At 74.0% G+C, this 13,512-nt stretch carries 1 protein-coding gene; it reads right to left on the bottom strand.

Annotation, left to right across the window (positions count from 1 at the left end; genetic code table 11):
* On the bottom strand, positions 1–13,494 hold a 13,494-nt coding region (locus AB0B58_RS40810), incomplete at its 3' end, for an SDR family NAD(P)-dependent oxidoreductase (RefSeq protein ID WP_360236242.1).
* Positions 13,495–13,512 lie beyond the last annotated feature (18 nt).

Raw genomic sequence — 13,512 nt, 5'->3', positions numbered from 1 at the left:
CAGCCGGCGAACATCACCGGCGGCCAGGTGGCGGGCGACGACCGCGCCGATCCCGCCGGTGCCGCCGGTGATCAGGACCGTGCCCTCCGGGTCGAGAACCGGCGCCTCGGCCGTCGGCTCGGCGCGGACCAGGCGCGGCACCAGAATCTGACCGCCGCGGACCGCGAACTCCGGCTCGTCCACGGTCTCCACCGCGACGCTGCCGTCACTGTCGACCAACACGATCCGGCCGGGATGTTCCGCCTGGGCGGCGCGAACCAGGCCCCACACCGGCGCCTGCGCCACGTCGAGAGCGTCGGAGAGCACCGCGTCACGGGTCACGATGACGAGACGCTCGGCGGCGTCGGACGCCAGGTGCCGCTGGACGACCGCGAGGACCTCGTGGGTCAGCGCGCGGACCGCCGACGGCACGTCACCCTCCGGCGTCACGCACTCGTGCACCACCGACCGGATCGGGGCGCCGACCGTCGTGGCCGGGCGCCACTCGATCGCGTACAGCGGCGCGTCCGCGGTGACGGCGAGCTGCTGCGCGGAGACGGGGCGGCCGGTCATCCGGCGCACCGACAGCACCGGGCGACCGCCGGTGTCGGCGACCTCGATGGTGGTGGCGTCGCCGCCGGGCCTGGTCAGGCGGACGCGGACCGCGGACGCGCCCTCCGCGTGCAGGACCACGTCGTTCCAGGCGAACGGGATCATCGTCTGGCGCTCGCCGCTGCCCAGGATCACGGCGTGCAGGCCGGCGTCGAGCAGGGCGGGGTGGATGCCGAAGCGGCCGGCGTCGGGCAGTTCCCGGTCGGGCAGCGTCACCTCGGCGTACAGGTCGTCGCCGACCCGCCAGGCGGCGCGCAGGCCCTGGAAGGCGGGCCCGTACGAGTAGCCGTGTTCCCGGAAGGTGGCGTAGGCGTCGTCCACCGGCAGGGGTTCGGCGCCGGGCGGCGGCCATTCGGTGAGGTCGTGCGGGGCGGCGGGTGCGTGCCCGGTCAGGAAGCCCTGCGCGTGCCGGGTCCATCCGCCGTCGTGGCTGGAGTGGACGGTGACGGTGCGGCGGCCGTCGTCGTCCGGGCCGACGCTGACCTGGACCTGCACGGTGCCGGTGGCCGGCAGCACGAGCGGGGCGGCGAGGGTCAGCTCCTCGATCACGGGCGTGCCGGCCTCGGCGCCGGCCCGCAGCGCGAGCTCGACCAGGGCGGTGCCGGGCACCAGCACGGAGCCGTGGACGGTGTGGTCGGCCAGCCACGGCTGTGCCTGTACGCAGAGGCGTCCGGTGGTGATCAGGCCGCCGTCGTCGGGCAGGTACACGGCCGCGCCGAGCAGGGGGTGTGCGATCTCGCCGAGGCCGGCGGCGCCGAGGTCTCCGGCGGAGGCGGCGAGCGGTGCGGGCCAGAACCGCTGCCGCTGGAACGGGTAGGTGGGCAGGTCGATCCGGTTGCCGCGGCCGATGACGGCGGCCCAGTCGACCGGCTGGCCCTGCGTGAAGGCGGTGCCCACCGCGGTGAGCAGGGTGGTGATCTCGTCGCGGTCGCGTCGCATGGTGGGGACGCCGCCGGCCATCGCGGACAGCACCGCGTCGGGGCCGATCTCGATGAACCGGTCGGCGGTGGCGGCGGCGATGCCGTCGGCGAACCGCACGGTCTCGCGGACGTGCCGCACCCAGTACGCCGGATCGGTGAACAACTCCGACTCGACCCGGCCGGTCACGTTGGAGACCAACGAAACCACCGGCGGGTGCAACGCCAGACCCGACACCACCTGGGCGAAATCATCCAGCATCGGATCCATCAACGCCGAGTGGAAAGCATGACTGACCGTCAACCGCCGACTCCGACCGAAACCAGCCGCACAGGCCAGCACCGCCTCCTCCGGACCGGACAACACCACAGCACGCGGACCGTTCACCGCCGCGATCGAGACACCCACCGGCACCACGACCTCCGACTCGGCCGCCTCCACCGCGACCATCACCCCGCCCGCCGGCAACGCCTGCATCAGACGACCACGGGCCGCGATCAACGCGCACGCATCCGCGAGGCTCAAAACACCGGCAACGTGGGCGGCAGCGATCTCACCGACCGAGTGACCCAACACCACATCCGGGGTGACACCCCAGGACTCCAGCAACCGGAAGAGCGCCACCTCGACCGCGAAGATCGCCGGTTGTGCGTTACCGGTCCGGTCCAAGTCCTCCCAGTCGATGTCCAGACGCGCGGCCACCTCATCGAACGCCGCACGGTAAACCGGGAAACGCTCGTACAGGTCACGGCCCATCCCGAGACGCTGGGAACCCTGGCCGGTGAACATGAACGCGGTGCGGCCGCCGCGGGCGGCGCCTTGCACCAGGTGGTCGCCGATGCGGACCGCGCGGTGCGGGAACTCCGCGCGGGTGGTGGCCAGCGACCAGCCGATGTCGTGCGGGTCGGCGTCGATGGTGGCGAGCAGGGCCAGTTGGGCCCGGAGGGCATCCTCGGACTTCGCCGAGACCGCGAGGGGCACGATCTCGCCGCCGTGCTCGACGGCCGGAACGTCGACCGCGGCGGGCTGTTCGATGATGACGTGGGCGTTGGTGCCGCTGATGCCGAACGACGAGACACCCGCGCGCCGCCGCTCCGACGACGGCCACGCCGCGTTCTCCCGGGCCAGCGACACCGCACCGGCGTCCCAGTCCACGAACGACGACGGCGCGTCCACGTGCAGCGTCCGCGGCACCACCCCGTGGCGCATCGCCATCACCATCTTGATCACGCCGGCGACACCGGCGGCGGCCTGGGTGTGCCCGATGTTCGACTTCACCGACCCCAGCAGCAGCGGCTCGACACGATCCTGGCCGTAGGTCGCCAAGAGCGCCTGCGCCTCGATCGGATCACCAAGGGTGGTGCCGGTGCCGTGCGCCTCCACCACGTCGATCTGATCGGCGGTGAGACCGGCATTGGCCAGCGCGGCGCGGATCACCCGCTGCTGCGACGGGCCGTTCGGCGCGGTCAGCCCGTTCGACGCACCGTCCTGATTCACCGCCGAGCCACGCAGCACCGCAACGACTTGGTGGCCCTTGCGCACGGCGTCGGAGAGGCGTTCGAGGACCAGGACGCCGACGCCCTCGGCCCAGCCGACCCCGTCGGCGGCGTCCGCGAACGGCTTGCACCGGCCGTCGGGCGACAGACCACCCTGGCGGGAGAACTCCACAAAGGTCTGTGGCGTCGACATCACCGTGACACCACCGGCGATCGCCAGACCACACTCGCCCGACCGCAGCGATTGGGCCGCCAGATGCAGGGCCACCAGCGACGATGAGCACGCCGTGTCGACGGTGACCGCCGGACCCTCGAAACCGAAGGTGTAGGAGACCCGGCCCGAGGCGATGCTGCCCGCGCTGCCGCTGCCCTGATTTCCCTCGAACTGTCCGCCGCCAAGCAGGCTCGCGTAGTCGTTGTACATGACGCCGGCGAACACGCCCGTCGGCGATCCACGCAACGAAGACGGATCGATGCCGGCCCGTTCGAGCGCCTCCCAGGTGGTCTCCAGCAGCAGGCGCTGCTGGGCGTCCGTCGTCAGGGCCTCGCGCGGGCTCATCCCGAAGAAGTCCGGATCGAACTCCGCGGCGCCGTGCAGAAAACCGCCGTGCCGGGTATACGACGTGCCCGGCGCATCACGGTCCGCGCTGTAGAGACCGTCCACGTCCCAGCCGCGGTCCGCGGGGAACTCCCCGACCGCGTCCACGCCGTCGCGGACCAGGTTCCACAGGTCCTCGGGCGAGCTGACCCCGCCGGGGAAACGGCAGGCCATGCCGACGATCACGATCGGATCGTCGGACACCCGCGACAGCTCCACGACCGGGGCGACCGGCTCGACACCCAGCAGTTCGTCACGCAGGTGCCCGGCGAGGGCCAGCACGGACGGGTAGTCGAAGACGACGGTGGCGGACAACCGCAGCCCGGTGACCGTGCCGAGCCGGTTGCGCAGCTCGACCGCGGTGAGCGAGTCGAAACCGAGATCCTGGAACGCCCGGCCCGGGTCGACGGCGTCCGCGCCGGCGTGGCCGAGGACCTGTGCGACCTGGGTGCGGACCAGGTCCAGCAGCAGCTCCCGCCGCTCGGTGTCCGGCCGGCCGGCGAGCCGCCGGGCGAGGTCCTGCGCGGTGGCGCCGGTGGCCGCGCCGGTGCGGCGGATCCGGCTGCGGACCAGCCCGCTCAGGAGCGCGGGAACCTCGCCGTGTGCCCGCATGGCGGCCAGGTCGAGGCGGGCGGCGACGTACGCGGGTCCGGCCGCGGCCAGCGCGGCGTCGAGCATCGTGGTGCCCTGCGCAGTGGTCAGCTCCGGGAGGCCGGAGCGGGCGATGCGTTCGGCGTCGGCCTGGGTGAGCGTGCCGGTCATGCCCTGCGCCCACGGTCCCCAGGCGATGGACGTGGCGGGCAGGCCCAGGGCGTGGCGATGCCGCGCGAGGGCGTCCAGGAACGCGTTACCGGCGGCGTAGTTGCCCTGCCCCGGCGCGCCGAGGACTCCGGCGACCGACGAGAACAGCACGAACGCGTCCAGGTCGAGGTCCTTGGTCGCCTCGTGCAGGTGCCACGCGGCGTCGACCTTGGGCCGCAGCACCGCCTCGACCCGCCCAGGCGTCAGCGACTCGATGACCCCGTCGTCCAGGACACCGGCCGAGTGCACCACCGCACGCAGATCCGCAATGCCCGCGATCAACGCGTCCACCGCCGCCCGGTCGGTCACGTCACACGCGACGACCCGGCCCGGCAGCCCATCGGCGCCGGGCGTCTCCGGGCCACGACGGCTGACCAGCACCAGATCGGTGACACCCTGCGCGGCCAGATGCCGGGCGACCACCGCGCCCAGGCCACCGGTGCCGCCGGTGATCAGAACCGTGCCCTCGGCAGGCCAGACGAACGGCTCGATGCCGGCTACGGCGCGGGCCAGCCGCGGCGCCAAGACCTCACCATCGCGCACGACCAGCTCGGGTTCGTCGGACGCCAGCACCGCGGGAGTCGGCACGCCCTCCACCAGGGCGAAACGGCCGGGATGCTCCGACTGCGCCGAGCGCACCAGACCACGCACCGCCGCACCCGCCAGATCACCCGGACGCGTCACCACGACCAGCTTCGACGCCGCGAAGCGGTCGTCGACCAGCCACTCCTGGAGCAGGGCCAGCGTGTGCGCGGTGGCGGCGTGGGTGGCGGTGGCGGCGTCGCCGTCCGTGCCGATGTGGGTGACCACGACGGCGGGGACGTCGGTCAGCTCGCTCAGCGCGGTGACCGTGGCGCTCGATTCCGGTGCGTGCTCGGGCAGCCGCACCGGCACGTAGTCGACGCGGTGGAGCGGGTCGGCGGCGGCGGGCCGCACGGGCCGCACGGCGAGGGAGTCCACGGTGGCGACCGGGTTGCCCGCCGGGTCGGCGATTGCGATCGCCACGGTGTCGCCGTCGCGGGTCAGGCGGACCCTGACCGCGGAGGCGCCGGTCGCGTGCAGGGCGACGCCCTGCCAGGCGAACGGGACGGCGGCGCGCTGGACTCCGTCGCCGAGGGCCAGGGCGTGCAGGCTCGCGTCGAACAGGGCCGGGTGCAGCGCGTAGTTCTCCGCGTCGACCGGCAGCTCGGCCTCGGCGTACAGGTGGTCGCCGGCGCGCCAGACGCCGCTCAGGCCCTGGAACGCGGGGCCGTAGCCGAGGCCCGCGGCGGCGAGGGTGTCGTAGAGGCCGTCGACGTCGAGCGGCGTGGCGCCCGGGGGCGGCCACACGGCGGCGTCGAAGTCGGCGGCGCGGGCGCCGACGGCGAGGGTGCCGGAGGCGTGGTCGGTCCAGGCGATCGCACCCTCGGGGCGTGAGCGGACGGTGAAGGCGCGCCGGGCCGGGTCGGCGCCGCTCAGCAGCATTTGCAGCTGGACGCCGCCGCGCTCAGGAAGGATCAGCGGCGCGGCGAGGGTGAGGTCTGCGACCACGTCGCAGCCGACCTCGTCGCCGGCCCGGACGGCCAGCTCGACGAAGGCGGTGCCGGGCAGCAGCACCGCGCCCTGCACGGTGTGGTCCGCGAGCCACGGCTGCGCTTGCAGGGACAGCCGGCCGGTGAAGAGCAGGTCGCCCTCGGGTAGTTCGGCCGAGGCGCCGAGCAGCGGGTGGCCTGGCCGGTCGAGGCCGGCGGCGCCGACGTCGCCGGGTGCGCCGGCCCGCGTCCTGGGCCAGAAGTGCTGGTGCTGGAACGGGTAGGTGGGCAGCTCGACCCGGTTGCCGGGACCGACCAGCACGGCCCAGTCGACGTGTTGACCGGAAACCCATAGCCGCCCGACCGCGGTCAGCAGCGTGGCGACCTCGTCCCGGTCGCGGCGCGTCGCCGGTACACCCTCGCCGACCATCGCCGACAACACCGCGTCCGGACCCACCTCCAGGAACCGATCGGCGCCCGCCGCGGCGACCCCGTCGGCGAACCGCACGGTCTCGCGGACGTGCCGCACCCAGTAGGCCGGGTCGGTGAACAGGTCGGTCTCGACCCGGCCGGTCACATTGGAAACCAGCTGCATCGAGGGCGCGGCAAGGGCGAGACCCACGACGACCTGGGCGAAGTCGTCCAGCATCGGATCCATCAACGCCGAGTGGAACGCGTGGCTGACGTTGAGTCGCCTGGTCCGCTCGAACCGGGCCGCCACGGCGGTGACAGCCTCCTCGACACCGGACAGGACCACGGCACGCGGACCGTTCACCGCCGCCAGCGACACACCCTCTGACAGCAACGGCAGAACGTCGTCCTCAGCCGCCTCGACGGCGACCATGACCCCGCCGGCCGGCAACGCCTGCATGAGACGGCCACGGGCGGCGATCAACGCGCAGGCGTCCGCGAGGCTCAAAACACCGGCGACGTGTGCGGCGGCGATCTCACCGACCGAGTGACCCAACACCACGTCCGGGGTGATCCCCCAGGATTCGAGGAGCCGATAAAGCGCCACCTCGACGGCGAAGATCGCCGGTTGTGCGTTGCCGGTCCGGTCGAGGTCATCCCAGTCGATGTCCAGCTGCGCGGCGGCCTCGTCGAACGCCGCACGGTATGCCGGGTACCGCTCGTACAGGTCACGGCCCATACCGAGGCGCTGGGAGCCCTGGCCGGTGAACATGAACGCGGTGCGACCGGCGGAGGCGACGCCCTCCACCGTGACACCGCCGACCTTGACCATGCGGTGTGCGAAGGCCGAGCGGTCCGCGAGCGCGGCGGCCACGTCTGCCCGGTGCGCGTCCAGGTCGTCCACCCGGGCGATCAGCTCGGTGAGCGCCGACGCGGACTTCGCCGAGACGGCGACGGGCACGACCTCGCCGCCATGCTCCACAGCCGGAACGTCGACCGCCGCGGGCTGTTCGAGGATCACGTGGGCGTTCGTGCCGCTGATGCCGAACGACGAGACACCCGCACGCCGCCGCTCCGACGACGGCCACGCCGCGTTCTCCCGGGCCAGCGACACCGCACCGGCGTCCCAGTCCACGAACGACGACGGCGCGTCCACGTGCAGCGTCCGCGGCACCACCCCGTGGCGCATCGCCATCACCATCTTGATCACACCCGCGACACCCGCCGCGGCCTGCGCATGGCCGATGTTCGACTTCACCGACCCCAGCAACAGCGGCTCGACACGGTCCCGCCCGTAGGTCGCCAGCAGCGCCTGCGCCTCGATCGGATCGCCCAACGTCGTACCGGTGCCGTGCGCCTCCACGACGTCCACGTCCCGCGCGGCCAGGCCGGCCGACGCGAGCGCGGCGCGGATCACCCGCTGCTGCGACGGACCGTTCGGCGCGGTCAAACCGTTCGACGCACCATCCTGATTCACCGCCGAACCGCGCACCACCGCCAGCACCCGATGGCCGTTGGCCTGCGCGTCGGAGAGGCGTTCGAGAACCAGAACGCCGACGCCTTCGCCCCAGCCGACCCCGTCGGCGGCGTCCGCGAACGGCTTGCACCGGCCGTCCGCCGACAGACCACCCTGGCGGGAGAACTCCACAAAGGTCTGTGGCGTCGACATCACCGTGACACCACCGGCGATCGCCAGAGCGCTCTCGCCCGACCGTAGCGACTGCGCCGCCAGATGCAGAGCGACCAGCGACGACGAGCAGGCGGTGTCGACGGTGACCGCCGGGCCCTCGAAACCGAAGGTGTACGAGACCCGGCCCGAGGCGATGCTCGCCGCGCTGCCGTTGCCGCGGAAACCCTCGAAGGAGTCCTCGGTGAGCAGGTTGCCGTAGTCGGTGTACATGACGCCGGCGAAGACGCCGGTGCGGCTGCCCCGCAGCGAGATCGGATCCATTCCGGCCCGTTCGAGCGCCTCCCACGTCGTCTCCAGCAGCAGGCGCTGCTGCGCGTCGGTGGCCAGGGCCTCGCGCGGGCTCATTCCGAAGAAGTCCGGATCGAACCGCGCGGCGTCGTGCAGGAAGCCGCCGTGCCGGGTGTAGGACGTGCCGGGAACGTCACGGTCGGCGCTGTACAGCGTGCCCAGATCCCAGCCGCGATCGCCGGGGAACTCCCCGACCGCGTCCACGCCGTCGCGGACCAGGTTCCACAGGTCCTCGGGCGAGCTGACCCCGCCGGGGAAACGGCAGGCCATGCCGACGATCACGATCGGATCGTCGGACACCCGCGACAGCTCCACGACCGGGGCGACCGGCTCGACACCCAGCAACTCGTCATGCAAATGCCCGGCGAGGGCCAGCACGGACGGGTAGTCGAAGACGACCGTCGCGGACAACCGCAGACCGGTGACCGTGCCGAGCCGGTTGCGCAGCTCGACCGCGGTGAGCGAGTCGAAACCGAGATCCTGGAACGCCCGGCCCGGGTCGACGGCGTCCGCGCCAGCGTGACCGAGGACGGCGGCGACCTCGGCGCGAACCGTGTCCACCAGGTCGCCGAGGCGGGCGGCGGGCGCGGCGGCCGGCGCGGCCACGGCGCGGCGGACCCGGGTACGGATCAGGTCGCGCAGCACCGGCGGGACGGAGCCCGCGACCGCGACGGTGGCGAGGTCGATGCGGACCGGGGCGATCACCGGGCGGCCGGCGGCGAGAGCGGCGTCGAACAGTTCGGTGCCCTCGGACTCGGAGAGCTCGGGCAGGCCGTTGCGGGCGATGCGGGCGACGTCCACGTCGGAGAGGGTGCCGATCATGCCGCCGTCGCGCGCCCACGGTCCCCAGGCGAGGGACGTGGCGGGCAGGCCGAGCCCGTGGCGGTGCTCCGCGAGCGCGTCGAGGAAGACGTTGCCGGCGGCGTAGCTGCCCTGCCCCGCCCCGCCGAAGACACCGGCGACCGACGAGAACAGCACGAACGCGTCCAGGTCGAGGTCCTTGGTCGCCTCGTGCAGGTGCCACGCGGCGTCGACCTTCGGCCGCAACACGGCGGCGAGACGATCCGGCGTCAACGACGCGATCACCCCGTCGTCCAGCACACCGGCCGAGTGCACCACCGCACGCAGATCCGCAATGCCCGCGATCAACGCGTCGACCGCGGCCCGGTCGGTCACGTCGCAGGCCACGACGCGGCCCGGAAGATCCTCCGCTCCGGGGGCGTCCGCGCCGCGACGACTGACCAGCACCAGGTCGGTCACGCCCAGCCCGGCCAGGTGCCGGGCGATCACCGCACCGATACCGCCGGTGCCGCCGGTGATCAGCACGGTGCCCCCGGCGGGCCAGGCGAACGGCTGGGAGCCGCCCGACACGCGGGCCAGCCGCGGCGCGAAGACCGCACCATCGCGCACGACCAACTCGGGCTCGTCCGACGCCAGCACCGCGGCAGTCGGCACGCCCTCGACCAGCGCGAAACGGCCGGGATGCTCCGACTGCGCCGAACGCACCAGACCACGCACCGCCGCACCCGCCAGATCACCCGGACGCGTCACCACGACCAGCCTCGCCGCGGTGGGACGGTCGCCGGAGAGCCGGTCCCGCAGCAGGTCCAGGGCCCAGGCGGTCGCCGCGTGGACCGAGGCGACCACGTCGCCGCCGCTCTCGGGAACGTGCTCGACGTCCACGTCCGGTGCGTCCGCGACGGGCAGCCGCACCGGGGTCAGCCGCGGCTCGAACAGGTCGTCGCGGGCCGGGCCGGCGGCGCGGCGCAGGGTGAGCGAGCGGACCGCGGCGACCGGGGCGCCGGCCCGGTCGGTGACGTCGACCGCGACCCGGTCGTCGCCGGTGCGCCGGACATGGACGCGTACCGCGGACGCGCCGGTCGCGAACAGGGAGACGCCCTCCCAGGCGAAGGGGACGACGCCGCGGTCGAGGCCGTTGAAGGCCGACACGTGCAGGCAGGCGTCGAGCAGAGCGGGGTGCAGGCCGTACGCGGCGGCGTCGGCGCCCTCCGGCAGGGACACGTCCGCCCACACGTCGTCGCCGTGCCGCCAGGCGGCGCGCAAGCCCTGGAAGGTGGGCCCGTACGCGAAGCCGGCCGCGGCCATCCGCTCGTACATGCCGTCCAGCGCGACCGGCTCGCCGCCGTCCGGCGGCCAGGACCCGGGTGCGGGCGGCGGCGTGCCGGCACCAGGTACGAGGTGGCCGGTGGCGTGCTCGGACCAGGTGCCGCCGGGCCCCTCGGGCCGGGAGCGGACACCGACCGGCCGGCGGCCGTCCGCGGCCGCCGCGCCGACCCGGATCTGCAATTGGACGCCGCCGTGTGCGCTCAGCACGAGCGGCGCGGCGAGCATCAGCTCGTCGATGCGGTCGCAGCCGGCCTCCTCGCCGGCGCGCAGCACCAGCTCCACGAAGGCGGTGCCCGGCAGCAGCACCGAGCCGAGGATGGCGTGCTCGGCCAGCCAGGGCTGGGAGCCGGCCGCCAAGCGGCCGGTGAGCAGCAGATCGCCGCCGTCCAGTTCGGCGCAGGCGCCGAGCAGCGGGTGGTCGGCGACCTCCAGGCCGGCCGCGCCGACGCCGGCGCCGGCCGGCCTCGGCCAGTAACGCCTGCGCTGGAAGGCGTAGGTGGGCAGGTCGACCGGGTGCCCGGCGGGTACCGGCCAGTCGACGTGCCGGCCCTCGGTGAAGAGCGCGGCGGCGGCGGCCAGGAAGGTGGTGACCTCGTCGGTGTCCCGGCGCATGGTGGCGGCGCCGCCGGCCAGCGCGGACAGCACCGCGTCGGGGCCGATCTCGATGAGGCTGCCGGCGTCCGCGGTGGCGACCCCGTCGGCGAAGCGGACGGTCTCGCGGACGTGCCGGACCCAGTAGGCGGGGTCGGTGAACAGCTCGCTCTCGAGGCGGCCCGTGACGGTGGAGACCAGCGCCACGGCTGGCCGGTTCAGCGTCAGCCCGTCGACGACCTGCCGGAAGGCCTCCATCATCGGGTCCATCAGCGACGAGTGGAAGGCGTGGCTCACCCGCAGCCGCCGGCTCCGCTCGAAACCGGCGGCGGCAGCTTGTACGGCGTCCTCGGGTCCCGAGAGCACGACGGACCGGGGGCCGTTGACGGCGGCGATGCAGACGCCCTCAGCCGGCGGGATCTCCGACTCCGCGGCCTGCACCGCGATCATCACGCCGCCCTCCGGCAGCGCCTGCATGAGCCGGCCGCGGGCCGTGATCAGCGTGCACGCGTCCGGCAGGGACAGCACGCCGGCGACGTGCGCCGCGGCGATCTCGCCGACCGAGTGGCCGAGCAGCACGTCCGGGCGGATGCCGAAGGACTCGAGGAGGCGGTAGAGCGCGACCTCGACGGCGAAGATGGCCGGCTGCGCGTTGCCGGTCCGGTCCAGGTCGTCCCAGTCGATGTCCAGGTGCGCGGCGGCCTCGTCGAAGGCCGCGCGGTATGCCGGGAACCGGGCGTACAGGTCGCGGCCCATGCCGAGGCGCTGCGAGCCCTGCCCGGTGAACATGGCGGCGGTGCGCCCCGGCCGGGCCGTGCCGGTGACGACCGCGGCGGCGGGCTCGCCGGCGGCCAGCGCGCGCAGCGCGGTGACCGCGTCGTCGCGGCCGGCGGCGAGCACCACGGCCCGCTCGGCGAGCAGGGTCCGGGTGGTGAGCAGCGAGCGCACCACGTCGACCGGGCGCGGCCCGGCGCTCTCGACGTGGTCGGCGAGCCGGGCCGCCTGTGCGCGCAGGCCGGCCGCCGACCTGGCGGAGAGCACCCACGGCAGGACGCCCTCGGGTTCCGGGCCGGGCTCGGGCACCTCGTTGGTGGCGCCCTCGAGGATGACGTGTGCGTTGGTGCCGCTGATGCCGAACGCGGAGACGCCGGCCCGCCGCGGCCGGTCCGGCTCCGGCCAGTCCGCCCGCTCGGTGAGCAGGGACACCGCGCCGGAGGTCCAGTCCACCTCGGACGTGGGCTGCTCGGCGTGCAGCGTCCGCGGCATGACGCCGTGCCGCATCGCCATGATCATCTTGATGATGCCGGCGACGCCGGCGGCGGCCTGCGGGTGGCCGATGTTGGATTTGATGCCGCCAAGCCGCAGCGGACGGTCCGCGGGACGGTCCGCGCCGTACGTGGCGAGCAGCGCCTGCGCCTCGATCGGGTCGCCCAGCTGGGTGCCGGTGCCGTGCGCCTCGACCACGTCCACGTCGGCGGCGGCGACCTGCGCGTTGGCCAGCGCCGCGCGGATCACGCGCTGCTGCGAGGGGCCGTTCGGGGCGGTCAGGCCGCTGCTCGCGCCGTCGGAGTTGACCGCGGTGCCGCGGACGACGGCGAGGACCTCGTGGCCGAGGCGGCGGGCGTCACTGAGCCGCTCGACGAGCAGGATGCCGACGCCCTCGGCCCAGCCGGTGCCGTCGGCGCCCTCCGCGAACGGCTTGCACCGCCCGTCCGGCGCCAGGCCGCGCTGGCGGGAGAACTCGACGTACAGGTCGGTGGTCGCCATGACGGCGACGCCGCCGGCCAGGGCCATCGAGCACTCACCGGAGCGCAGCGCGCGTACCGCGAGGTGCAGCGCGACCAGCGACGACGAGCAGGCGGTGTCGACGGTGACCGCGGGACCCTCGAGGCCCAGCGCGTACGCGATGCGGCCGGAGAGCACGCTGACCGCGCCGCCGGTGAGCAGGTGCCCCTCGGCCTCCTCGGCCTGCCGGGCCAGCTCGCCGTAGTGCGTGTCGGTGCCGCCCACGAAGACGCCGGTCGAGCTGCCGCGCAGCGACGCCGGGTCGATCCGCGCGCGCTCGACGGCCTCCCATGCGGACTCGAGCAGCAGCCGCTGCTGCGGGTCCATGGCCAGGGCCTCGCGCGGCGAGATGCCGAACAGGTCCGCGTCGAAGTCGCCGGCCGAGTCGAGGAAGCCGCCGCGCCTGACGTAGCTCTTGCCCGGCTTTCCGGGCTCCGGGTCGTAGAGGTTCCCCACGTCCCAGCCGCGGTCGTCCGGCAGGTCGCCGATCGCGTCGGCACCGTCGAAGACCAGCTGCCACAGCTGCTCGGGCGTGTGCACGCCGCCGGGGAACCGGCAGGACATGCCGACGATGGCGATCGGCTCGGCGTCCCGGGCCTCGACGGACTCCAGCCGCTGCCGGGTGCGCCGCAGGTCGGCGGTCACCAGCTTCAGGTAGTCGCGAAGCTTGTCCTCGGAGCTGGGCATTTCGGGGAACCTTCCGTT

It is taken from the genome of Actinoplanes sp. NPDC049118 (genome assembly GCF_040648555.1).
GTDB lineage: Bacteria > Actinomycetota > Actinomycetes > Mycobacteriales > Micromonosporaceae > Actinoplanes.
This window is presented reverse-complemented; position numbering and strand designations above follow the sequence as displayed.